Below are 25,186 nucleotides of genomic sequence, written 5' to 3'. Positions count from 1 at the left end.
GGACCCCCAACTAGGCTGCTCAGGAGAGCAGTTCGACCTCCGCCAGGGTGGCCTCGCCGTCGAGGACCAGGCGGTACTTCTCGTACGTACCCGGCTGCCTCACGGAGAACGCGCGGGTCTGCCGGTCCCAGGCGAAGGACTCCCCGGAGCGCCGGTCGAGCGTCCGCCAGGTGGTGCCGTCGGAGGAGCCCTGGAGCGTCCATCCGGCCGGTGCCTTCGCTCGGTCCGCCGATGACGTCAGCGTGTACTGGACGGCCTCGGCACCCTTCGGGACCGGCAGGTCCACGGAGGTCACCGCGGCGTCCGTCGCCGAGGTGTCGTCGAACAGGGCGCCGTCACCCTTCAGCACGTCCGCACGCGGCGCCGGCACCTCGTCGTCGCGGGTGATCGACACGGGCGCGGCATGCTCGCCCGTGCCCCAGGACGACGGCCGCGAGCCCATGTCGAACTCCAGTACACCGCCCTTGGCGATCAGGGAGTGCGGCAGCGAGGTCTTGGTCCAGGTCCGGCCGTTGACCTTCAACCCCTGCACGTAGACGTTCCTCGCGCTGTTCCGCGGCGCCTTCACCACCAGTTCGCGCCCGTTCTCCAGATGCACGGTCGCCTTGGTGAACAGGGGCGAGCCGATCGCGTACTCGCCGCTGCCCATCACCAGCGGGTAGAAGCCGAGCGAGGAGAACAGGAACCAGGCCGACTGCTCGCCGTTGTCCTCGTCACCGTGATAGCCCTGCCCGATCTCGCTGCCCGTGTAGAGCCGGGACAGCACCTCGCGGACGTTCTTCTGCGCCTTCCAGGGCTGCCCGGCCGCGTCGTACATGTAGATCGCGTGGTGGGCGACCTGGTTGGAGTGCCCGTACATGCCCATCCGGACGTCCCGCGCCTCGGTCATCTCGTGGATGACCCCGCCGTACGAGCCGACGAACTCGGGGGAGGCGGTCTCCGGCGTGGAGAAGTAGTCGTCGAGCTTGTCGGCGAGGCCCTTGCGCCCGCCGTACAGGTTCGCCAGACCTCGGCTGTCCTGCGGGGCGGTGAAGGCGTAGCCGTACCCGTTGGTCTCGGTGTAATCGTGGCCCCACACGCGCGGGTCGTACTGCGAGGACTCCACCCGCCAGTCGCCCTCGGCGTCGCGGCCCTGGAAGAACCCGGCCTTCGCGTCGAAGAGGTTCACATAGTCCCGGGCGCGGTTCAGGAAGTACTCCGACTCCTCCTTGTAGCGCCGCTCACCGGTCTCCTCGTAGAGCTTGTGGCCCATCCGCGAGATGCCGTAGTCGTTGAGATGGCCCTCCAGCGCCCAGGACAGGCCTTCGTGCGTCTCGGTGCTCGTGTAGCCGAGGAACGGGGAGGTGGCCATGCCCTTGCGGCCGACGCCCGAGTTCGGCGGTACGACCGTGGCGTTCTTCACCGCCGCCTCGTAGGCCGCCTTCGCGTCGAAGTCGACGCCCTTGACGTACGCGTCCGCGAACGCCACGTCCGACGAGGTGCCCGTCATGAGGTCCGCGTAGCCGGGGGAGGACCAGCGCGAGGTCCAGCCGCCGTCCTTGTACTGCTGCACGAACCCGTCGACCAGCTCACCCGCCCGGGACGGGGTGAGGAGCGAGTACGCCGGCCAGGTGGTCCGGTAGGTGTCCCAGAACCCGTTGTTCACGTACACCTCGCCGTCGACGATCTTCGCCCCTGTGTGCGTCGGGGTGTCCGGGTTCGGCATGGGGGAGAAGGGCGAGGCGTACTTGTGCCTGCCGCCGACCTTCTCGAAGCCGGAGTTCGGGTACAGGTACAGCCGGTACAGGCTGGAGTACAGCGTCGTCAGCTGGTCGGGGGTCGCGCCCTCGACCTCGACCTTGCCGAGCAGCCGGTCCCACTGCCGCTGGGCGCTCTTCTTGACCGCCTCGAACGACCTGCCCTCCGGGATCTCCTGGCGGAGGTTGTCCTTGGCCTGGTCGAGGCTGATGAGCGAGGTCGCCAGGCGCAGGGTGACGGTCCGGTCGTCGGCCTCGAAGCGCAGATAGCCCTTCACACCGGCCGACGACCCCTCACTCACCGGCTTGTCGAACTCGCCGTAGACGAACAGCCGGGTCGCCCCCGTCGACAGCCCGGACTTCACGTCCGAGTAGCCGGTGACGACCCCGTTCTCCTTGTCCAGGGTCAGCCCCGCCTGGTCGGTCACATTGTCGAAGAGGACACTCGCGTCGTCGCCCGGGTAGGTGAACCGCAGCGCCGCCGCGTGATCCGTCGGCGCCATCTCGGCCTTCAGCCCGTTCTCGAACCCCACCCCGTAGTAGTACGGCCGCGCGGTCTCGTTCTCGTGCCGGAAGGCCAGCTCCCGGGCCTCCCGGCCCAGCTCCGGAGTGCCGGAGGCGAGGGACGGCATCACCTGGAAGGTCTGCCGGTCGCCCATCCAGGGGCTCGGCTCGTGACTCGCGCTGAACGCCTGGATCGTCGGAAGGTTGTCCGCGTTGTTCGCACGCGCGTAGTCGTACAGCCAGCTCAGCGAACCCGCGTTGGTCACCGGCGTCCAGAAGTTGAAGCCGTGCGGCACCGCCGTCGCCGGGAAGTTGTTGCCCCGGGAGAAGCCGCCGCTGGAGTTGGTGCCCCGGGTCGTCACCGCGTAGTCCGACAGATGCGCCTTCGGCCGCTCGGGCGTGACGGACTCGATGCTCACGTCGTCCAGCCAGCCCCGGAACTTCGCCGGACCCTTGGGGGAGTCGTACGCCACCAGGACCCGGTCCACGGTCTTCCCGGCCGCGACCGAGCCGATCCGCGCCTCCACGTCGTTCCACTGGTTGACGTAGAGGATCTTCGCCGCGCCCTGTCCCTGCGGGGTCAGCGGGAAGCCGTGCTGGTCGGTGGCGCGCAGATCGCTCAGATGGGTGCCGTCGGTGAAGGCCAGGTCGACGGAGACGTTCGTCGCGTCGTAGTCGAGGTCACCGTCCGCCATGGACGGGAAGATGCGGTAGGCCAGCCGTGTGTTCCGGCCCACGGCCACGTTCACGTCGAAGATCTTGTTGTACGAGTAGGCCCGGCCCTCGGCGGTGTGCCGGCCGGCGTAACGCAGGGCGCGCTTACCGGTGAACCCGGCGCCCGCCTTGGCGGTGGGGGAGCCGCTGGGGCCCCGGTCGACGAGGGAGAGCATGTCCTGTGGGACGGGCCCGTCGGCTCCGCCCGTGGACAGCTGTAGGTCGGCGAGCTGGAGGATGTCGCCGCCGTTGTTCCGGTTGACCTCCAGCCGGAAGTGCCGGTACTCGGCGGGCTCGGCCAGGTCGTACGTCTTCGTCTGGAACCGCTCTTCGAAGGACTCGCCGGAGCGGGTGTCGAGCGTCGTCCACTCCTTGCCGTCGGCCGAGCCCTTCAGCGTCCAGTCCTTGGGGTCGCGTTCATCGGCGTCATTGGCCGACGTCAGTGCGTAACGCGCCAGTTTGACTGGTTTGTCCAGGTCGAACTCCACCCAGCCCGTGGGCTCGAAGGCGAGCCACTTGGTGCTCGGTTCGAGGTCGACGAGGTTCTCCTTCACCTCGCCGCCGCCCGTGTTCTCGGCGCTGGCCCGGACGTCGATGACCTGGTCGGTCACATTGCCCGGTATGCCGCTGCTGTAGCCGCCGTCGACCCCCGAGGCCCGTTTGCCGCCGTCGGGGGTGGTGTCGACGGTGTTCAGCCAGTCCGGAACCGGGTCGTCCGCCTCGAACGAGGACGCGAACTCCCGGTCGGGGCTCTCGGGGGCTACGGGCCGTGCGACCGCAACGCCCTGTGAACTCAGGGTCAAAGCGAAGGCGGTCGCCGACACGACCGCCGAACCCCATCTGTGCCGAGCTTTCCGCTGCATCAACGGGTACCCTCCCTGCGCAGTGGACAACGTTGTCACCTTCGATGCGCAAGGACCAGTAGTTGCCCAAGTGGCCGGGAGTGTCAAGGGTGTTGCCTGTGGCATTCGGGCGCGTCGACCGGGATATTTCCGGCGGAGCACCCACAGGCCGCTCATACTTCCGCGAGGTCTCAACTCGGATAAGACCCACGGCCAACCCTGTGTTCGATGTTGATCCGCTGGCGGGAAGTGGACTATACCTGTCGCACGCTTCACCCGATCCGCACATCACCACCCGCACTTCCCTGCACGACCCAGCTTGACCCGATCGCGGTGCCGGGAAGGATCCGGTTCACCGCCTGAGTCCTGGAGAAGGCGAGGACTTGAGCATGGGATCCACTTCCGCCGAGAACCACGGCACCGAAGGTGTCGGCCGCCGTGATCTGATCAAAAGGTCTGCCGCGCTCGGGCTGATCTCCGTCCCCACCATGAGTTTCCTCTCCGCCTGCGCCAGCAGCGGCGGCGACGACAGTGGCGACAAGGCCAAGGCCGGCAAGAAGACCGCGAAGAACCCGCTCGCCGTCAACGACACGGCCGGCATGGAATTCGTCCTGTTCGACGGCGGCTTCGGCAAGGAGTACGCCGAGGACGCCGTGAAGATCTACGAGAAGAACTTCCCCAAGGTGAAGGTGAAGTTCTCCGCCACCCAGAAGATCCAGTCCACCCTCCAGCCCCGCTTCAACCAGGGCACCCCGCCGGACCTCATCGACAACTCCGGCGCCGAGCAGATGGACATGGGCGTCCTGGTCGGCAAGGACCAGCTCACCGACCTCACCCCGCTGCTCGACGCGCCCTCCTACGACGACCCGGACAAGAAGGTCCGTGACACGCTGCGCCCCGGCATCGTGGAGATGGGCCAGTTCGACGGCGAGAAGGTCTGGATCCTGTACTACGCCTACACGGTGTACGGCGTCTGGTACTCGCAGAAGGCCCTGGACTCGCTCGACGAGCAGTACCCGGAGACCTGGGACCAGATGCTCGCGGTCTGCGCGAAGGCCAAGAAGAAGGGCATGGCGGGCTGGACGTACGCGGGCAAATACCCGTATTACATCCCCTTCTCGCTCTACCCGATGATCGGCAAGGTCGGCGGCCGCGAGGTCCTCGACGCGATCGACAACCTGGAGCCGAACGCCTGGAAGCACCCGGCCGTCAAGGCCTGCTTCGAGGCGTACTACGAGCTCTACAAGAAGGGCTACGTCCTCAAGGGCACCCCGGGCCTGGACCACATCCAGTCGCAGACCGCCTGGGCCGAGGGCAAGGCGCTGTTCATCCCGAACGGCTCCTGGGTGGAGAACGAGTCGGCCAACGTCATCCCCGACGACTTCAACCTGGCCGTCTCCGCGCCCACCGGCCTCGACTCCTCCGACAAGATGCCCTTCGGCACCATCTGGGCCTCCGGCGGCGAGCCCTTCATCGTCCCGGCCAAGGCGAAGAACGCGGCCGGCGGCATGGAGCAGCTGCGCATCATGCTCAGCGAGGCCTCCTCGAAGAACTTCACCGGCAAGGTGAAGTCACTGACGGCCTACAACGGCGGCACCGACGGCATCTCCCTCACCCCCGGTCTCAAATCCGGCGTCGCGGCGCTGGACAAGGCGGGCGACAACGTGGTGAATCCCCGTCTGCAGGACTGGTACGTGCAGTTGCAGAAGGAGAAGATCGGTGTGTCCGGCCTCGGCGAGATGATGGCCGGCCGTCTCACCCCGGCCGAAGCCATCAAGAAGATCCAGGGATTCGCCGACGAGGCCGCCAAGGACGACTCCATCAAGCACTACAAGCACCAGTAACAGCAACGGAAACCCATTTTACGCAACGGCACCGGAGTGGCGATGCAGCACGGCAAGTACCGGTTCATCGTGGGCTTCCTAGCGCTGCCCCTGGGACTGTACGCGCTCTTCGTGGTCTGGCCGTTCATCCAGTCCATCTACTACTCGTTCACGGACTGGACCGGCCTGAGCCCCGAATTCAAGATGGTCGGTTTCGACAACTACAGCCGGATGCTCGATGACGACATCTTCTGGAAGTCGTTGCAGCACAGCCTGCTGTTCGCCCTCCTGCTGCCGGTGGTGACGATCAGCCTGGCGCTGTTCTTCGCCTTCATGATCAATGTAGGCGGCAGAAAACGGAGAAACGGCCCGGTCGTCACCGGTGTCCGCGGCTCCTCCTTCTACAAAATCGTCTACTTCTTCCCGCAGGTCCTCTCGATCGCCATCGTCGCGCTGCTGTTCGCGTTCGCGTACAACCCGGACAGCGGTGCGATCAACACGCTCCTGCGCGGCATCGGCCTGGGCGACGTCCAGCCCCTCTGGCTGGGCGACCCCGATCTCGCCCTCTGGGCGGTGATGGCGGTCCTCGTCTGGTCCACGGTCGGCTTCTTCGTGGTCCTCTTCTCCGCCGGCATGGCCTCCATCCCCGCGGAGATGTACGAGGCCGCGCTCCTGGACGGGGCGAACCGCGTCACCACGTTCTTCCGGGTCACCCTGCCCCTCCTCTGGGACACGGTGCAGTCCGGCTGGGTCTACATGGGCATCCTCGCCCTGGGCGCCGAGTCGTTCGCGGTCGTGCAGATCATGACGACCGGCCCGGGCGGCCCCGACTACTCGACCACCGTCATGGTCCTGTACGTGTACCAGAAGGCGTTCCGCGACGGGCAGGCCGCCTACGCCACCACCATCGGTGTCGCCCTGCTCGTCGTCACGCTGGCCTTCGCCGCCGTGGTGATGCGGCTGGGCCGTCGCGAGCGGCTGGAGTACTGATCGATGAAGACGACCGAAACCCCCGCGCCGCTGCCGGCCGAGTCCGGCGCACCGATCACCAAGACGGACATCGGGCCGCCCCCTCCCGTGAAGGAGAAGAAGGAGGGCACGGTCCTCAACGTCTTCTCCCACGGCGTCCTGGTCGTCTGGGCGTTCATGGTGGTCCTGCCGCTGCTCTGGGCGGTCATGACGTCCTTCAAGGACGACCGCTCCATCTTCAGCTCCCCCTGGTCGCTCCCGGACTCCCTGCACTTCGACAACTGGTCGCGGGCGTGGACCCAGGCCAACATGAGCGACTACTTCCTCAACACGGTTCTCGTGGTCGGCGGTTCGCTCATCGGAACCCTGGTCCTGGGCTCCATGGCGGCCTACGTCCTGGCCCGTTTCGAATTCCCGGGCAATCGTTTCATCTACTTCCTGTTCATCGGCGGCATGAGCTTCCCGATCATGCTCGCCCTGGTCCCGCTGTTCTACGTCGTGAACAACATGGGCCTGCTGAACACCATCCACGGCCTGATCCTGGTCTACATCGCGTACTCGCTGCCGTTCACGGTGTTCTTCCTCACAGCGTTCTTCCGCACCCTGCCGACGTCGATCGCCGAAGCGGCGTTCGTGGACGGCGCGTCCCACAGCCGCACGTTCTTCCAGATCATGCTGCCCATGGCCAAGCCGGGCCTGATCAGCGTCGGCATCTTCAACTTCCTGGGCCAGTGGAACCAGTACATGCTCCCCACGGTCCTCAACACCGACCCCGACAAGCGGGTCCTCACCCAGGGCCTGGTCCAGCTGGCGGTCAGCCAGGGCTACAAGGGCGACTGGTCGGGCCTCTTCGCCGGCCTCGTGATGGCGATGCTGCCGGTGCTGGCGGCGTACATCATCTTCCAGCGGCAGGTGGTCCAGGGGCTTACGGCGGGGGCGTTGAAGTAACCCGGCGCCGTCGGATTGGCGGATGTGCCGCCCTGACTGCCGCTATGACACCCGTCGGCGGGGTTGAGCCGTCTGCTACCCGCCGGTGTGGTCGTGCAGCATGCCCCCGGAAGTCGAACATGGTGGTCCGGGGACCGGAGAACGAAGCCGCGTCGGCGTAGAACTCGGGGTTCGGCCAGGGCAGTACCTCGCCGCACACCTCCGCCGCGCGGAGCAGCACCTCCCGTGTGCGCACCGCCCGCTCCTGCATGCAGGCGCTCGTAGATCGCGCGGTTTGGATGGCGAAGCGGGTGCGGGCGCGCGCGAGCGGCCGACCGACCCTGTACACCAGCGCCGTCAGGAGCATGGATACCGACGCCCCTGAGACGGGCGGCGTGTGCGACGGCCGGACGGTGTTCGTCACACTCGGCATCACCGTCGAGTCGGTATCGACCCACAATGCCTGGGGACAACCCAGGAATACTTGACGCGAAACCTGTGCCGGCATGGGCATCAGTCCGCGCTGGGCGAAGTTAGTTCGGAGTCAGATTGTTCTTTGTGATCTTCGCGTGTTGAGGTCTCCCACAGGGGTCGGCTGCACCTGCGCATGGAGTCACCGTCGACGGTCGCATGAGCGGCCTCCTCGGAGCGCTGGAGAGCCGTAATTCCCGCCCCACCGCCGTTTTGGCGACACCAGCTCGCCCTTCGATGAACACTACCTTTGTCTGATCTAAGCGGCAGTGGGTCGACGGCCGACCACCTTACGCGTCCAATATCGATCGGTCGCCTGGTCCCCAGGGCGTCCACGAGATCACGAGTGGGCGCTAGAAACAGTCGTGTGACCGAAGTGTAGGTGGGTCAGTTCGGCTATGCACTTGGCGTGGAAACAGCCCTCTAGGCTGAAAACCGCCACCGGGTGACCTCGCGCGTTAGTCAGCCGAACCGCCCTGCCTGCCAACTGCGAGGAAAAGGCCTCATTCGAGCCAGAACAGCAGGAGGTCAGGTGAGGTTGTGAGGTATCGGCTGGCCATCGGCTCATTGATTGCGCGGTGGGATTGATTTGTGGATATAGGCAGGATTGCCGCCATAAAGTGCATATAAGTCCGCTTTCTGTTCGTGTTCGAATGAAGAGGTTGCAAAATTTGCTTCAGTCGCTGTTGAATGGCTCGGTGTGACTGCGGGGCAAGGGTTGCTTCAAGTGCTCAACCCGCCGGGTTGGCGACTTTCCCTTGGGTTTGCACAGTCAATGATGCCGAAGGGCTGCCGAAAGGGTGGAGATGGGTAAGAAGGTGCGAGTTGCAGGGGTAATCGCAGCATCGCTGGGGCTTGTCGTGACGATAGCCTCTCCTGCTAGTGCTTACGAGTTGCAAGTCAGATGCGACAATCCGGCATCGAGAGGGTACATTGACTACACGTGGGTCAATTCCACTCGAATTAACGTGAGCATTGCGGTTAGCGACTATGCGGAAGACGGACATCATGCCCGTGCGCGATTGCTGACGGAAAACCGTGCAGGGCAGATCGTCTACTGGGCATGGCGCAAGGATCTCAATGGAGCCTTCAATGGCTACATCAAGGATGCTACTTACGCAAGCGATGCCGGGGGTATCGTAGATGTGGGTGTCCAGGTGGGAACATATGAAGGTGACGAGCCCTTGGATCTGTGTTCGAGCTGGGATTCCGGACCTATCAATGGATAAGCGCAGATGATGGAGTAAGCGCGAGGGGCACCTAGTGTCCCAGTCCCGAGGCCTTTGAGCCGCAGTCGGCCAACGTTCTTACGTTCGCGGTGGACGAGAGAGAACGGACCGCTCCGGTGCTGCCCGGGGTGCTTGCACCTCGACGCCGCACTTTCGACTACGTCCGTCACGGCACGGTGGAACTGTCTGCCACCCTGAACGCTGCCACCGGCGAGGTGGTCCGGAAAACTATCCGCGCAGCAACCGGGCGGTGGTCTTCCGAGTTCTCCTCGACGAGATCGCCGGGCCAGCTTCGGTTCCGTAGTTCACGTGATCCACGACAACTTCTCCGGTCACAGGGCGCCGGTGGTGCACAAATAGCTGCTCGTGCACCACCGGCTCGAGTTGAACTTCATGCTGACGTACTCATCATGGATCGGTCCAGGCCGAGTGGTGGTTCACCGGGCCGGAAGGATGCTGTCGTGTACGCGCGTGTTCTGCTCACTCGCCGAGCTGAAGATCGTCCTCGATTAGTGGATTGCGACCTAGAACGAGCAGACCGCCTTCATGTGGACCAAGACCGAAAAAAGGATCAACCCACCGCATTACTGCTGGCGGCAGAATCTTCAGGCCAGGATACTAGGCTAAAGGTCGCATTTGCAGCCGCGGTGCCGCAAGGAAGCGCTGGGTTTTCTGTCTAGGTCATTTTCCGGCTAAGCGTAGCGGATGGTGTCGTCGGTGAAGGGCCTCGCAATCGGATGATCCGGAACGGCGCGAATGTGGCCGCCGCCGATGCTGTCCCTTCGCGCGTGAGCGCGAAGCCCGTGCGGCTTGGACGAGTACTGGGTCTGCTGCTACCTCGCTTGTGTCGACACAGCCCCCTGCCTCTTTTCTGCCTCGCCGTAGACGGAGTGAAGAATCGGCTTCACTGAGATTGTGTCCTACGGGGTCGTTGGTCCGCGCATGAGGCAGGGTATGTTGAGTTGGATTCCGGACGGCCGTGGGAGATCGCGCAAACCGCTGATTCCACCTTCGAGAGTGTGACCGTGCAGGGCGGCGGAACGCAGGGCACCTGATGAGCCGCTATTCGCGGCGATCGTCTACGCCCTGGCAAGCGGCTGAGCTTGGCGCCAACTGCCGCCCTGTAGCGGCATATCGAAGTCGACGGCTCACCGCCAGCTCGTGATCTGGTCGAGAGAGCCGGTGTCTGGGGCCGCCACCACGAGGCGGTGCTGCACCGGCTCGACGAAGCCGGCCTCATCGACGTCACCCGCGTCGTCCTCGACACAGCCCACGTCAGGGCTGAAAAGGGGCGAACACATAGGTCCGAGCCTCGTGGACCGGGGCAAGCCGGAATCCAAGATGCACATCTTGTCGGACGCAACGGACTGTCCCTCCTTATCGGCGACTCGGCCGGCAGCACCCACGGCAGCGAAGGGCTCAGGCCGGGATCGAGGGTCAGCAAAACGAGACACGACCCTCACTACGGCCGCCATTTCAACCGCCAGCGCCTCCAGCCGACGATGCCTGCGACCCCGCCGACCTGCGCAGATGGTCAGATGAAAGCGCATTGGCGTGCGCATCGCTGGCCGCGAAGGGGCTCGAGTCCAGCGAACGATTAGGGCGACGCCGGTGGGTCATCGAGCGGATGATGTCCTGCCTGTCCGGCTACCGACGACTCAGCCCACGCTACAAGCGTTACCCGCAACCACCTGGCCCTTCTCGGCCTCGCCGCCGCACTCTTGCTCCTTGAGAGCGACTCGTCCGCCTCGCCACGTAGGAAACGGTCTCAAGCCAAGCAAGCCAAGATGACCATCTGAGAGCTGGGAATCCCTCATTTGCCCGGGGCAGCGTTCAACCTCTTGACGGGAGGCGCCCCGAACAGCTCAGCTTAGAGTTCACTAGTTGGACATAGACGGGGCCTCATCGATGCGGCCCCGCGCGCAGGAGGTCGTCGTGGAGACTCCGGGGTCGCAGTCGTCGCTGCACCGAGCCAACCTGGAGCGGGTCGTACGTGCCGTGCGCCTGGCGGGCTCCCTCACCCAGGCCGAGATCGCTCGGACGACAGGTCTGTCCGCGGCGACGGTCTCCAATATCGTCCGGGAGTTGAAGGACGGCGGCACCGTCGAGGTCACCCCGACCTCCGCCGGCGGCCGCCGCGCCCGCAGCGTGTCGCTGAGCGGCGACGCCGGCATCGTCATCGGCGTCGACTTCGGCCACACCCACCTCCGCGTCGCCATCGGCAACCTCGCCCACCAGGTCCTCGCCGAGGAATCCGAGCCCCTGGACGTGGACGCCTCGTCCACCCAGGGCTTCGACCGCGCGGAACAGCTGGTCACCCGCCTGATCGAAGCCACCGGCGTGGACCGCTCCAAGATCGCCGGCATCGGCCTCGGCGTCCCCGGCCCCATCGACGTGGAGTCCGGCACCCTCGGCTCGACCGCCATCCTCCCGGGATGGACCGGCACCAAGCCCGCCGAGGAGCTGCGCGGCCGCCTCGGCGTCCCCGTGCACGTGGACAACGACGCCAACCTCGGCGCCCTCGGAGAGATGGTCTGGGGCAGCGGCCGAGGCGTCCGCGACCTGGCGTACATCAAGGTCGCGAGCGGTGTCGGCGCCGGTCTGGTGATCGACGGCAAGATCTACCGGGGCCCCGGCGGCACGGCCGGAGAAATCGGACATATTACACTCGATGAATCCGGCCCGGTCTGCCGCTGCGGCAACCGCGGCTGCCTGGAGACCTTCGCGGCGGCGCGCTACGTGCTCCCGCTCCTCCAGTCCAGTCACGGCACCGATCTGACCATGGAAGGCGTCGTACGGCTCGCGCGGGACGGAGACCCGGGCTGCCGTCGGGTGATCGCCGACGTCGGCCGCCACATCGGCAGTGGAGTGGCCAATCTCTGCAATCTGCTGAACCCGAGCCGCGTGGTCCTCGGCGGTGATCTCGCCGAGGCCGGTGAGCTGGTTCTCGGGCCGATCCGGGAGTCCGTGGGCCGCTACGCCATCCCCAGTGCGGCACGCCAGTTGTCCGTTCTCCCCGGCGCCCTCGGCGGCCGTGCGGAGGTGCTCGGAGCGCTCGCCCTCGCCCTCAGCGAGATGGGCGATTCGACCCTTCTGGACGGAACTGCTCCCAGTGCGCTGAAGGCAGCCACCCCTGCCTTCACTTAGAGAACGGATGGCACCGTTGCCATCTCGTTAAGGATTTACTTCTTGACGTCGCACGTGCGGCCGAGTTGACTTCCAGCCACCTCGGCCGCAATGTCGCGGCCTCGTCAGGGAGGTTTCTGAAGTGAACACGCGTATGCGTCGCGCCGCTGTTGCTATTGCCGCCGGTGCGATGGCCGTTTCGCTTGCTGCCTGTGGCAGCGCCAAGGAGTCGGGCGACAACGCCGACTCCACCGGGTCCGCCAAGAAGGGCGACGACATCAAGGTCGGCCTGCTCCTTCCGGAGAACGCGACCGCCCGTTACGAGAAGTTCGACCGGGTTCTCATCGAGAAGAAGGTCAAGGAGCTCACCGGCGGCAAGGGCGAGGTCGTCTACGCCAACGCCAACCAGGACGCCGCCAAGCAGAACCAGCAGGTCGACACCATGGTGTCGAACAAGGTCGATGTGCTGATCGTCGACGCCGTGGACTCCAAGGCCATCGCCGGCGCGGTGAAGAAGGCCAAGGACTCCGACATCCCCGTCGTCGCCTACGACCGCCTGGCCGAGGGGCCGATCGACGCCTACACCTCGTTCGACAACGTCACCGTCGGCAAGACCCAGGGCGAGGCCCTGCTCAAGGCCCTCGGCGACAAGGCCAAGGACGGCCAGATCGTCATGATGAACGGGTCCTCCACCGACCCGAACGCCGCCGACTTCAAGAAGGGCGCGCACTCCGTGCTCGACGGCAAGGTGAAGGTCGGCCGCGAGTACGACACCAAGGAGTGGAAGCCGGAGAACGCCAACCAGAACATGGAGGGCGCCATCTCCGCCCTCGGCAAGGACAAGATCGTCGGCGTCTACTCCGCCAACGACGGCATGGCGGGCGGCATCATCACCGCCCTGAAGGCCGCCGGCATCGCCGACATCCCCGTCACCGGCCAGGACGCCGAACTCGCGGGTGTGCAGCGCATCGTCACCGGTGAGCAGTACATGAGCGTCTACAAGCCCTACCCGCAGGAGGCGGACGTCGCTGCCGAGATGGCCGTCGCCCTCGCCCAGGGCAAGTCGCTCGACTCGATCGCCAAGGACAAGGTCGACAGCCCGACCACCAAGGCCATCCCGTCCGTCCTCGTCCCGGTCGTCTCGCTGACCAAGGACAACATCAAGGACACCGTCATCAAGGACGGCATCTACACCGTGAACGAGATCTGCACGGGCAAGTACAAGGCCGCCTGCGACAAGATCGGTCTCAAGTAAGCAACCGCCAAGTCCCCTGCGGAGCACGGGAGTCCGAGTCGGACTCCCGTGACCCGTGCGGGGGACAGGTTGCCCCCGAGTTCCTCCGGCGCCCCGCCACATCAGCCCCGCAAGCTCCGCGGGGCGCCGGACGGATCACCCCTCCCACCCTTCTGCACAACCTCCCGCCGGGTCAGGCGGCGAAGGAGATGGTTCACGTGTCCGCTACGCCCGTGCTGGCGTTGCGCGGGGTCTCCAAGCGGTTCGGTGCCGTTCAGGCGCTCACCGACGTAGAGCTTGAGGTCCACGCCGGTGAAGTGGTCGCCCTGGTGGGCGACAACGGAGCCGGAAAGTCCACGCTGGTCAAGACGATCGCCGGCGTGCACCCCATCGATGAGGGAGTCATCGAATGGGACGGCAGGTCCGTCCAGATCACCAAGCCGCACGACGCCCAGAACCTGGGCATCGCGACCGTCTACCAGGACCTCGCGCTCTGCGACAACATCGACGTCGTCGGCAACCTCTACCTGGGCCGGGAGATCCGCAAGCGCGGTGTCCTGGACGAGGTGGAGATGGAGCGCCGCTCCCGCGAGCTGCTCGACACGCTGTCGATCCGCATCCCCAGCGTGCGCATCCCGATCGCCTCGCTCTCCGGCGGTCAGCGACAGACCGTGGCCATCGCCCGCTCCATGCTCGGCGAGCCCAAGCTGGTCATCCTCGACGAGCCCACCGCCGCCCTCGGCGTCGAGCAGACCGCACAGGTCCTCGACCTGGTCGAGCGGCTGCGCGAGCGCGGCCACGCCGTGATCCTCATCAGCCACAACATGGCCGATGTGAAGGCCGTCGCGGACAAGGTCGCCGTGCTGCGCCTCGGGCGCAACAACGGCGTCTTCGAGGTCAAGTCGACCTCGCAGGAAGAGATCATCTCCGCCATCACCGGCGCCACCGACAACGCCGTGACCCGCCGTGCGGCGCGCACGAACGGGGAGGTTTCCAAGTGAGCATCGACAAGACCTCCGCGGCTCCGGACGACCACGCCGTGGAGAACCCCGAGGCGGCCAAGGCCGCCGTCACGGTGGTCGACCCCCGGCTGCTGGTCCGCGAGCAGGGCCTCAAGGGCTACGTCACCGAGTTCAAGCGGAAGATGAAGTCCGGCGACCTGGGATCCATCCCGGTCGTCATCGGTCTGGCCATCATCTGGCTCATCTTCACGAGCCTGAACTCCAACTTCCTCACCGCGGGCAACCTGTCCGACATGTCCGTCGCCATGGTCGGCACGGGCATGATCGCCGTCGGCATCGTGTTCGTGCTGCTGCTCGGCGAGATCGACCTGTCGGTCGGCTCGGTCTCCGGTGTGGCGGGTGCGTCGTTCGCGGTGCTGAACGTCACCAACGGCATGAACGAGTGGCTCGCCTTCGTGCTGGCCATCCTCACCGGCACCGTCGCCGGCGTGCTGCACGGCTTCTTCTTCGCGAAGATCGGCGTCCCCGCGTTCGCCGTCACCCTGGCCGGTCTGCTGTTCTGGAACGGCCTCATGCTCCAGATCCTGGGCAGCAACGGCACGATCAACCTCGACCCGGACGGGGTCGTGGCGCAGCTGACCAGCTACTACTTCTCCGACGTGGCCGCCGCGTACGCTCTGGCCGCCGTGGTGACCGCCGGGTTCTTCCTCAGCTCCTTCCTCGGCAACCGGCGCCGCGAGGCCGCCGGCGTACCGTCGAGGCCGCTGAGCGAGACCATCGTGCGGACCGCGCTGCTGGCGGCTCTCGCGTTCACCGTCGCCATCGTCTTCAACCAGTACAAGGGCCTGCCGCTCGCCGTGGTGATCTTCATCGCGGTGCTGCTGGTCACGGACTTCGTGCTGCGCCGCACGGCGTACGGCCGGAAGGTGTTCGCACTCGGCGGCAGCGTCGAGGCGTCCCGCCGCGCCGGCATCAACGTGGAGATGGTCCGGATCTCGGTGTTCGCGATCTCGGGCACCTTCGCCGCGGTCGGCGGCCTGTTCATCGCCTCCAAGATCGCCGCTGCCAACCAGGGCGCCGGTGGCGGTGACCTGCTGATGAACGCGATCGCCGCGGCGGTGATCGGCGGCACGTCGCTCTTCGGTGGCCGTGGACGCACCTGGAACGCCCTGCTCGGTGTGCTGGTGATCGTGTCGATCCAGTACGGGCTCGCCCTCGAGGGCATCGCCTCCCCGGTGCAGTACATGATCACCGGTGGTGTGCTGCTGGCCACGGTCGTCATCGACGCCGTCACCCGCAAGACGCAGAAGACCGCCGGGCGCGCGTAGCGCCCGAGAACCCGCCTGTGCCCGGTACCTCCCAGGTACCGGGCACAGCTGTGTCGTAGGTGTGGCACAAGATGGGTACAGCCGAACGCGTGACGTACGACGCAAGGCCACGGCGCCGCCCGCGAAGGCGGAACATTAGACTCGACAAGCCCGGCAACAGCTCTACTGCAAGGAGGCACGGGTGCCGCTGCTGACCCGTATCAGGGGACCGCGCGATCTGGACCGGCTCAACCTGGAGGAGCTGAACCAGCTGGCGGAGGAGATCCGGACCTTCCTTGTCGAAGCGGTCTCCAAGACCGGCGGTCACCTCGGCCCCAACCTCGGCGTGGTGGAGCTCACCATCGCCCTGCACCGGGTCTTCGACTCACCCCGGGACAAGGTGCTCTGGGACACCGGCCACCAGTCCTACGTCCACAAGCTGCTCACCGGCCGCCAGGACTTCTCGAAGCTGAAGATGAAGGGCGGCCTGTCCGGCTACCCCTCGCAGGCCGAGTCCGAGCACGACGTCATCGAGAACTCGCACGCCTCGACCGTCCTCGGCTGGGCCGACGGCATCGCCAAGGCCAACCAGATCATGGAGCGCGACGACCACGTCGTGGCCGTGATCGGCGACGGCGCGCTGACCGGCGGCATGGCCTGGGAAGCGCTGAACAACATCGCCGACGCCAAGGACCGCCCGCTCGTCATCGTCGTCAACGACAACGAGCGCTCCTACGCACCGACCATCGGCGGCCTCGCCAACCACCTGGCGACCCTGCGCACCACCGACGGCTACGAGCGCTTCCTGGCCCGCACCAAGGAGGTCCTGGAGCGCACCCCCGTCGTCGGACGGCCGCTCTACGACACCCTGCACGGCGCCAAGAAGGGGTTGAAGGACTTCATCGCCCCGCAGGGCATGTTCGAGGACCTCGGCCTGAAGTACGTCGGGCCGATCGACGGACACGACCTGGAGGCCCTGGAGTCGGCGCTCGCCAAGGCCAAGCGGTTCGGCGGGCCGGTCATCGTGCACTGCCTCACCGAGAAGGGCCGGGGCTACCAGCCCGCTCTCCAGGACGAGGCGGACCGCTTCCACGCCGTCGGCAAGATCCACCCCGACACGGGCCTGCCGATCGCCAGCTCCGGCGCCGACTGGACGTCCGTCTTCGGCGAGGAGATGGTCAAGCTCGGCGAGGAGCGCGAGGACATCGTCGCCATCACGGCCGCGATGCTCCAGCCCGTGGGCCTGGACAAGTTCGCCAAGCGCTTCCCCAAACGCGTCTACGACGTCGGCATCGCCGAGCAGCACGGCGCCGTCTCCGCGGCCGGGCTGGCCACGGGCGGGGTGCACCCGGTGTTCGCCGTCTACGCCACCTTCCTCAACCGCGCCTTCGACCAGGTGCTGATGGACGTGGCCCTGCACAAGTGCGGCGTCACCTTCGTGCTCGACCGGGCCGGGGTCACCGGGACGGACGGCGCCTCCCACAACGGCATGTGGGACATGTCGATCCTCCAGGTCGTGCCCGGGCTGCGGCTGGCCGCGCCGCGTGACGCCGACCAGGTCCGCGCCCAGCTGCGCGAGGCCGTCGCCGTCGACGACGCGCCGACCGTGGTCCGCTTCTCCAAGGGCGCCGTGGGCCCCGCCGTGCCCGCCGTGCGGCGCGTCGGCGGCATGGACGTCCTGCGCGAGCCGGGCACCGACCGGCCGGACGTCCTGCTGGTCTCCGTCGGCGCCCTCGCGCCGATGTGCCTGGAGATCGCCGGCCTGCTCGACAGGCAGGGCATCTCCACGACCGTCGTCGACCCGCGCTGGGTCAAGCCCGTCGACGAGGCCATGGCCCCGCTCGCCGAGCAGCACCGCGTGGTCGTCACCGTCGAGGACAACAGCCGCGTCGGTGGCGTCGGCTCGGCGATCGCCCAGGCGCTGCGCGACGCCGGTGTCGACGTGCCGCTGCGGGACTTCGGCATCCCGCCGCGCTTCCTCGACCACGCCTCGCGTGCCGAGGTGCTGGCCGAGATCGGTCTCACGGCGCCGGACATCGCCCGGCAGGTGACCGGGCTGGTCGCCAAGCTGGACGGCCTCCCCACCGACCGCGGCGCCAGGGACGCGGTGGAGAGCGCGCGCGACTGACACGGCCGACAGGGCCGAACGGGTACGGGATGGGCCGGTTTCCCCACCATGAGGGTGGTGGAACCGGCCCATTGGCGTGAATTCGCCCGTGCCGGGGCATACGGATGGTGCCACCTCTCGATCATGTCGAGGACGACGAGCGTGGGAGGTAACCCCGTGAGCAGTACCCTCTTCCGGACGAAGAAGGTCGAGCAGTCCATCCTCGACACCGAGGAGCCAGAACACGCGCTCAAGAAGTCCTTGTCCGCGTTGGATCTGACCGTCTTCGGCGTCGGTGTGATCATCGGTACCGGCATCTTCGTTCTCACCGGAACAGTCGCCAAGAACAACGCGGGGCCGGCCACGGCTCTGGCGTTCGTGGCGGCCGGCGTCGCCTGCGCCCTGGCCGCCCTCTGTTACGCCGAGTTCGCGTCCACGGTCCCGGTCGCCGGGTCCGCCTACACGTTCTCGTACGCCTCCCTCGGTGAACTGCCCGCCTGGATCATCGGCTGGGACCTGGTTCTGGAGTTCGCACTCGGTACGGCGGTGGTGGCCGTCGGCTGGTCCGGCTACATCCAGTCGCTCATGGACAACGCGGGCTGGAGCATGCCGGCGGCTCTCGGCAGCCGCGAGGGCGCCGACGTCTTCGGCTTCGACATCCTCGCCGCCGCGCTCGTCCTCGTCCTCACCTGCATCCTCGTGATCGGCATGAAGCTGTCCGCGCGGATCACGTCGGTCGTCGTCGCCATCAAGGTGACGGTCGTCCTCGTCGTGATCATCGCGGGCGCGTTCCTCATCAAGGGCGACAACTACGACCCGTTCATCCCCAAGGAGCAGCCGGTGGAGGCCGGGGCGAGTCTCGACTCCCCCCTGATCCAGCTCATGTTCGGCTGGGCGCCCTCCAACTTCGGCGTGATGGGCATCTTCACCGCCGCCTCGGTCGTGTTCTTCGCCTTCATCGGCTTCGACGTCGTGGCCACGGCCGCGGAGGAGACCAAGAACCCGCAGCGCGACATGCCGCGCGGCATCCTCGGCTCCCTCGTCATCTGCACGACGCTGTACGTCCTCGTGTCGATCGTCGTCACCGGCATGCAGCACTACAGCGAGCTGTCCGTCGACGCCCCGCTCGCCGATGCCTTCAAGGCCACCGGGCATCCGTGGTACGCGGGCTTCATCAGCTTCGGCGCCGCGGTCGGCCTGACGACGGTGTGCATGATCCTGCTGCTGGGGCAGACCCGCGTGTTCTTCGCGATGAGCCGGGACGGGCTGCTGCCGAGGTTCTTCTCGCGCGTCCACCCGCGGTTCAAGACGCCGCACCGGCCGACCATCCTGCTCGGCGTGATCATCGCGGTGCTCGCCGGGTTCACGCCGCTGACGGAACTCGCCGCGCTGGTGAACATCGGCACGCTGTTCGCCTTCGTGGTCGTCGCCATCGGCGTGATCATCCTGCGCAAGAGCCGCCCGGACCTGCCCCGGTCCTTCCGCACGCCGTGGGTGCCGGTCATTCCGATCCTGTCGGTGTGCGCCTCCCTGTGGCTGATGATCAACCTGCCGGCCGAGACGTGGGTCCGCTTCGGCATCTGGATGGCCGCCGGCTTCCTCGTCTACTTCCTGTACGGCCGTACTCACAGCCGTCTCGCACGCCGCGAAGCGGGTGAGGAACAGCCGAGCGCCTAGGCGCCGGTGGTGGGTCGGGGCCGCGCCGGGGTGTCCGTCCTCGGAAGGGCGCGATGGGGTCAGATACCGACTGACTCCCCGTCGACGCGCCAACCGCTGCGGGCGGACACCTCCCGAAACGGCCCGTTCTCGCCGTACGCGGGTGCGGGAGCGCGTCGTGGTTTGCGGCGCATGCGCGCGGGTGCGGGCCGTCCTGCGTGCGCGCGGTGGCTGCCTCAGCCGCGGGCGCCCGCTCGGCCTGGCCGCGCGCCGCCCCCGCTGCGGGCATACGTGCCGCTGGGGGCGGCACGGGTGGGCGCAGCGGCACCCCGTTACGCCGGGCTGCGGACCCACCCGGCCTCAGCCCCGCCGCCGAGTACGCCACAACGCCCGCTGCGCACCCACCCGGCCCCAGCTACAACCCCGGGCACCCTACGGACGAACAGACCGCGGTCCCGCCACGTCCGCCCCCAGCTCCCCGACCCGTCTCCTCAGCTCCCGGTCCGCCGTGATCACCAGGACGGAACGGTCACCGGCCGAGGCCACGACCTCGACGATGTGGTCGTCGCCGCTGCCCGGGGCGGACGACACCCGTACCCCGGGCACGGACTCCACCCCGCGGGCCGCCCCCTCCACGACCAGGAGGATCTCCACCGGGCCGGAGACGGCCGGAACCCCCTCCGACGCCAACCGGTCCCGCAGCCGCTCCGCCGCGCCGCGACGGTCCCGCCACCACCCGTCCGGCACGGATCCGACGACGTTCGCGGCGTCGACGACGACGAGGACGGGCACGGTGGCGTTCATGTGGCCAGGGTCGCACGGGAGATGGGCGCGAGGCAGGGGTGGGCGGGAGCACCGGGCCCGGTCGGCCGCATAAAGTGAACACGTGAACGGCGACTGGCTCCTCCGCGGCCGCGACGGCCGCCTCACTGTCTATCTGCCCTCCGGCGACGCCGTCCTGTGCCGCGCGGAACGCGGCCCCACCGGCTCCTGGGAGGACACTCCGCGCACCGTCGGCGGCAGCCAGAAGGTGCACCCGGGCGCGGCGGTCGGCCAGGGCGCCGACGGGTACGCGCACCTGGCCGCCTGGCGCCCCACCGTGCCGGGGGAGTCGGGCCTCGTGCACTCCACGCACTTCCGCCCCGGGCTCGCGCCCCTGGACTGGGTGCCCATCGGCCACCCGGACCAGAAGGGCGACCGGACGGGCCCACCGGCGGTCGCCGTCGACGGCGCGGGGCGCGGCTACGTCTTCGTCCGGAACAAGGGCGGCGGGGTGAGCCTGCGCAACCAGAAGGTCAAGGGCGGCTGGGGCGGCTGGCTGGACCTCGGAGGGCCTGAGGTCGAGGGGGAGTTGGCGGCCGTGACGGGGGAGTCCGGGTTCGTGGAGCTGTACGCCTGCGTGCCCGGCGGGATCCTGCGCTGGCGGCAGGAGGGGGACGGGAAGAAGCCGGTGCGGGCCGAAGGCGTCGACGCCCCGGTCCGTCCGGGGACCCTGCGCGCGCTCGCCACGTCCGTCGAGCACACCACCCTCTTCTTCACGGACCTGTCCGGAGACCTGTGCGCCTGGCGTCCCGGTGAGAAGCCGGTGACCCTGCTGGCGTCCGCCGGCCCGGGGCCGGTCTCCGCCGTGCGGTGTGTCATCGAGGGGCACGACTGCACCGTGCTCGCGCAGCGGTCGGCGAGCGGCCGGGTCGCCTTCGCCGCGTATCCGACCGAGCAGGAGTCGGCCGGTGCCTGGTGGACCGAGTCCGGGCCCCCGCTGCCCGCCGACGCGATGGTGTCGGTGGCGCTCGACGAGCACGACGAGGTCGTCGCCGCCTCTCTCTCGCCGTCGGCCGGGACCGTGCTGCTCACCCGCCGCAAGGACGAGCCGGGGCTCGCGTTGGAGGCCTGGCGGGAGATCTGAGCCCCTTCACGAAGCGGAACCTTTTGTGTGAGGAACCAGTCTGTGGCGGCATACAGAAAGGGGGGCGGGTGCACGGATTGTTACCGTACGCCCCACCCCCCTCAGGGGTAACGCGTTACGCCGGGACGCTCGCGACGCCCTGCGCCAGGAACCTCTTGCCGTTCACGCGCTCGGAGACACCCTCGCGGTCCAGGTACGGCGTGATGCCGCCCAGGTGGAAGGGCCAGCCGGCGCCCGTGATGAGGCACAGGTCGATGTCCTGCGCCTCGGCGACGACGCCCTCGTCGAGCATGATGCCGATCTCCTGCGCCACCGCGTCGAGCACGCGGTCGCGGACCTGCTCCTCCGTCAGGACCTTGTCGCCCTGCTTCAGCAGCGCGGCGACCTCGGGGTCCAGCTCCGGCTTGCCGGAGTCGTAGACGTAGAAACCGCGCTTGCCCGCCTTGACGACGGCGGCGAGGTTCGGGGAGACCGTGAAGCGGTCCGGGAAGGCCCGGTTGAGCGTCTCCGAGACGTGCAGACCGATCGCGGGGCCGACCAGCTCCAGCAGGACCAGCGGCGACATCGGCAGACCGAGCGGCTCGACGCCCTTCTCGGCGACCTCGACGGGGGTGCCCTCGTCGATGATGTTCTGGATCTCGCCCATGAAGCGGGTCAGGATGCGGTTCACGACGAACGCCGGGGCGTCCTTGGTGAGGACCGCGGTCTTCTTCAGCTTCTTGGCGACGGCGAAGGCCGTGGCCAGGGAGGCGTCGTCGGTCTTCTCGCCGCGGACGATCTCCAGGAGCGGGAGTACCGCCACCGGGTTGAAGAAGTGGAAGCCCACGACCCGCTCGGGGTTCTTGAGCTTCGACGCCATCTCGGAGACCGACAGCGAGGAGGTGTTCGTCGCGAAGATGGCGTGCGCCGGGGCGACCGCCTCGACCTCCGCGAACACCTGCTGCTTGACGCCGATCTCCTCGAAGACCGCCTCGATGACGAAGTCGGCGTCCGAGAAGCCCTCGGCCTTGTCCAGCACACCGGACACCAGCGCCTTGAGGCGGTTGGCCTTGTCCTGGTTGATGCGGCCCTTGCCGAGCAGCTTGTCGATCTCGGCGTGGACGTAGCCCACACCCTTGTCGACGCGCTCCTGGTCGATGTCGGTCAGCACGACCGGCACCTCCAGGCGGCGCAGGAACAGCAGCGCGAGCTGGCTGGCCATCAGACCGGCGCCGACGACGCCGACCTTGGTGACCGGGCGGGCCAGGTTCTTGTCCGGGGCGCCGGCCGGGCGCTTGCCGCGCTTCTGCACCAGGTTGAAGGCGTAGATGCCGGAGCGCAGTTCGCCGCCCATGATGAGGTCGGCGAGGGCCTTGTCCTCGGCGTCGTAACCCTGCTGGAGGTCGCCGTTCTTGGCGGCGGCGATGATGTCCAGGGCGCGGTAGGCGGCCGGGGCCGCGCCGTGCACCTTGGAGTCCGCGATGAAGCGGCCCTTGGCGACGGCCTGGTCCCAGGCCTCGCCGCGGTCGATGACCGGGCGCTCGATCTCCAGCTCGCCCTTGAGGACGGCCGCGGTCCAGATCAGCGACTGCTCCAGGAAGTCCGCGCCCTCGAAGATCGCGTCGGCGATCCCGAGCTCGTAGACCTGCTTGCCCTTGAGCTGCTTGTTCTGGTTGAGGCTGTTCTCGATGATCACCGAGACGGCCTTCTCGGGGCCGATCAGGTTCGGCAGCAGGGCGCAGCCGCCCCAGCCCGGGACCAGACCGAGGAAGACCTCGGGCAGCGAGAACGCCGGGAGGGCCGCGGAGACGGTCCGGTAGGTGCAGTGCAGACCGACCTCGACACCGCCGCCCATCGCGGCGCCGTTGTAGTACGCGAAGGTCGGCACGGCCAGCTTGGACAGCCGCTTGAAGACCTCGTGGCCGCCCTTGCCGATGGCGAGGGCGTGCTCGTACTCCTTGAGGATCTCCACGCCCTTGAGGTCGGCGCCGACCGCGAAGATGAACGGCTTGCCGGTGAGGCCGACGCCGACGATCTCGCCGTCCGCCGCCTCCTTCTCGACCTGGTCGATCGCGGCGTTCAGGTTCGCCAGCGAGGCCGGGCCGAAGGTGGTCGGCTTGGTGTGGTCGTGGCCGTTGTCCAGGGTGATCAGGGCGAAGCGCCCGGCACCCAGGGGGAGGTCGAAGTGGCGTACGTGCGCACTCGTGACGACCTCGTCCGGGAACAGCTCGGAAGCCTGCTTGAGAAGCTCGGCGGTGGTGCTCACTTGTCCCCCTCGAAGTGCGGGTTCTCCCAGATGACCGTCGCGCCCATGCCGAAGCCGACGCACATGGTGGTCAGGCCGTAGCGGACGTGCGGCTGCTCCTCGAACTGGCGGGCCAGTTGCGTCATCAGGCGGACGCCGGAGGAGGCCAGCGGGTGGCCGAACGCGATGGCGCCGCCGTACTGGTTGACGCGCTCGTCGTCGTCGGCGATGCCGTAGTGGTCCAGGAAGGCCAGGACCTGGACGGCGAAGGCCTCGTTGATCTCGAACAGGCCGATGTCGGAGATCGACAGGCCCGCCTGGGCCAGCGCCTTCTCCGTCGCCGGGATCGGGCCGTAGCCCATGACCTCCGGCTCGACACCCGCGAAGGAGTAGGAGACCAGGCGCATCTTCACGGGGAGGTCGTGCTCCCGCGCGAAGTCCTCGGAGGCGATGAGCGAGGCGGTGGCGCCGTCGTTCAGACCGGCCGCGTTACCGGCGGTGACCCGGCCGTGCACACGGAACGGGGTCTTCAGGCCGGAGAGGTTCTCCAGGGTCGTGCCCGGGCGCATCGGCTCGTCGGCGGTGACCAGGCCCCAGCCCGTCTCACCGGCCTCGGGGGAGGTGCGGCGCACCGAGACCGGCACCAGGTCGGCCTGGATCTTGCCGTTGGCGTACGCCTTGGCGGCCTTCTCCTGGGAGCGCACGGCGTATTCGTCGGCGCGCTGCTTGGTGATCTGCGGGTAGCGGTCGTGCAGGTTCTCCGCGGTCATGCCCATGAACAGGGCCGACTCGTCGACCAGCTTCTCGGAGACGAACCGCGGGTTCGGGTCCACGCCCTCGCCCATGGGGTGGCGGCCCATGTGCTCGACACCGCCCGCGATGGCGATGTCGTAGGCGCCGAAGGCGACGGAGCCGGCGACCGAGGTCACGGCCGTCAGGGCGCCGGCGCACATGCGGTCGATGGAGTAGCCCGGCACGGACTGCGGGAGACCCGCGAGGATCCCGGCGGTGCGGCCGATGGTCAGGCCCTGGTCACCGATCTGCGTGGTCGCGGCGATGGCGACCTCGTCGATCTTCTTCGGGTCGAGTCCGGGGTTGCGGCGCAGCAGCTCCCGGATCGCCTTCACGACGAGGTCGTCGGCACGGGTCTCGTGGTAGATGCCCTTCGGGCCCGCCTTGCCGAACGGGGTGCGGACGCCGTCGACGAAGACGACGTCCCTGACGGTACGAGGCACGATGGCTCTCCTCCAGGGTCAGGATCTGCATTGCTGCTGCGATGCGCTGAGCGCGCGCTCAGGCCCCATGCTACTTATGAGTAACGTAGCTGCACAGCCCTGGCGGGGGGAGCGGCGAAGGTCACACGTCCGCCGCCCCGAGAGTACCCACGTGGTCGGACGCCGGGCGCGGGAGATATCCCACGATTCGCCTGAAGGCAGAGCCCCTCCCCTG

The 25,186-nt window shown here is 67.7% G+C and carries 15 protein-coding genes and 1 pseudogene; 12 read left to right on the top strand and 4 right to left on the bottom strand.

Annotation, left to right across the window (positions count from 1 at the left end; translation table 11 throughout):
* Positions 1-19 precede the first annotated feature (19 nt).
* Positions 20-3,817, bottom strand: coding sequence for a GH92 family glycosyl hydrolase (locus BJ965_RS08440; protein ID WP_184908108.1), 3,798 nt, complete (start codon positions 3,815-3,817; stop codon positions 20-22).
* A 368-nt stretch (positions 3,818-4,185) separates the two neighbouring features.
* Between BJ965_RS08440 and ngcE the strand changes: the two genes are divergently transcribed.
* The 11 genes and pseudogenes from ngcE (at position 4,186) to BJ965_RS08385 (ending at position 19,628) form a co-directional block, all read left to right on the top strand.
* Positions 4,186-5,640, top strand: a complete 1,455-nt coding sequence (gene ngcE, locus BJ965_RS08435; RefSeq protein ID WP_184908107.1) for an N-acetylglucosamine/diacetylchitobiose ABC transporter substrate-binding protein — start codon at positions 4,186-4,188, stop codon at positions 5,638-5,640.
* A gap of 42 nt (positions 5,641-5,682) precedes the next feature.
* Entirely contained in the window at positions 5,683-6,609 is a 927-nt protein-coding gene (locus tag BJ965_RS08430) for a carbohydrate ABC transporter permease (protein ID WP_184908106.1), read from the top strand.
* Positions 6,610-6,612: 3 nt separating this feature from the next.
* On the top strand, positions 6,613-7,536 hold the full coding sequence (locus tag BJ965_RS08425; protein ID WP_184908105.1) for a carbohydrate ABC transporter permease: 924 nt from the start codon (positions 6,613-6,615) through the stop codon (positions 7,534-7,536).
* A 1,256-nt stretch (positions 7,537-8,792) separates the two neighbouring features.
* Positions 8,793-9,215, top strand: a complete 423-nt coding sequence (locus BJ965_RS08420; RefSeq protein WP_184908104.1) for a hypothetical protein — start codon at positions 8,793-8,795, stop codon at positions 9,213-9,215.
* 942 nt (positions 9,216-10,157) lie between these two features.
* A pseudogene (locus tag BJ965_RS08415) lies at positions 10,158-10,974 on the top strand (IS5 family transposase).
* A 176-nt stretch (positions 10,975-11,150) separates the two neighbouring features.
* Positions 11,151-12,362 (top strand): ROK family transcriptional regulator, encoded by a 1,212-nt coding sequence (locus tag BJ965_RS08410; RefSeq protein ID WP_184908103.1) that lies wholly within the window; start codon positions 11,151-11,153, stop codon positions 12,360-12,362.
* A 133-nt stretch (positions 12,363-12,495) separates the two neighbouring features.
* Positions 12,496-13,596, top strand: a complete 1,101-nt coding sequence (locus tag BJ965_RS08405; protein ID WP_184916939.1) for an ABC transporter substrate-binding protein — start codon at positions 12,496-12,498, stop codon at positions 13,594-13,596.
* A gap of 188 nt (positions 13,597-13,784) precedes the next feature.
* Positions 13,785-14,576, top strand: a complete 792-nt coding sequence (locus BJ965_RS08400; RefSeq protein ID WP_030838725.1) for an ATP-binding cassette domain-containing protein — start codon at positions 13,785-13,787, stop codon at positions 14,574-14,576.
* A complete protein-coding gene (locus BJ965_RS08395; RefSeq protein ID WP_184908102.1) occupies positions 14,573-15,865 on the top strand; it encodes a sugar ABC transporter permease in 1,293 nt (430 codons plus the stop codon). The genes BJ965_RS08400 and BJ965_RS08395 overlap by 4 nt, the downstream gene beginning before the upstream one ends.
* A 181-nt stretch (positions 15,866-16,046) precedes the next feature.
* Entirely contained in the window at positions 16,047-17,972 is a 1,926-nt protein-coding gene (gene dxs / locus BJ965_RS08390; protein WP_184908101.1) for a 1-deoxy-D-xylulose-5-phosphate synthase, read from the top strand.
* Between the two features lie 156 nt (positions 17,973-18,128).
* Positions 18,129-19,628 carry an amino acid permease gene (locus tag BJ965_RS08385; protein ID WP_184908100.1) on the top strand — a complete coding sequence of 500 codons (1,500 nt, stop codon included), beginning with the start codon at positions 18,129-18,131 and terminating at the stop codon, positions 19,626-19,628.
* A gap of 411 nt (positions 19,629-20,039) precedes the next feature.
* Here BJ965_RS08385 and BJ965_RS08380 read toward each other — a convergent pair whose 3' ends face one another.
* Positions 20,040-20,411, bottom strand: coding sequence for an NTP pyrophosphohydrolase (locus tag BJ965_RS08380; RefSeq protein WP_184908099.1), 372 nt, complete (start codon positions 20,409-20,411; stop codon positions 20,040-20,042).
* Positions 20,412-20,493: 82 nt separating this feature from the next.
* Between BJ965_RS08380 and BJ965_RS08375 the strand changes: the two genes are divergently transcribed.
* Positions 20,494-21,513 (top strand): hypothetical protein, encoded by a 1,020-nt coding sequence (locus BJ965_RS08375; protein WP_184908098.1) that lies wholly within the window; start codon positions 20,494-20,496, stop codon positions 21,511-21,513.
* Between the two features lie 115 nt (positions 21,514-21,628).
* On the opposite strand, the gene BJ965_RS08370 is transcribed toward BJ965_RS08375, so the two are convergent.
* Positions 21,629-23,758: a 3-hydroxyacyl-CoA dehydrogenase NAD-binding domain-containing protein gene (locus BJ965_RS08370; protein WP_184908097.1), complete on the bottom strand. Its 2,130-nt coding sequence runs from the start codon at positions 23,756-23,758 to the stop codon at positions 21,629-21,631.
* Positions 23,755-24,972, bottom strand: coding sequence for a thiolase family protein (locus tag BJ965_RS08365; RefSeq protein ID WP_030838745.1), 1,218 nt, complete (start codon positions 24,970-24,972; stop codon positions 23,755-23,757). Before BJ965_RS08365 ends, BJ965_RS08370 begins: the two co-directional genes overlap by 4 nt.
* Between the last annotated feature and the right edge of the window lie 214 nt (positions 24,973-25,186).

It is taken from the genome of Streptomyces luteogriseus, assembly GCF_014205055.1.
In the GTDB taxonomy this organism is placed as follows: Bacteria; Actinomycetota; Actinomycetes; order Streptomycetales; family Streptomycetaceae; genus Streptomyces; species Streptomyces luteogriseus.
This window is presented reverse-complemented; position numbering and strand designations above follow the sequence as displayed.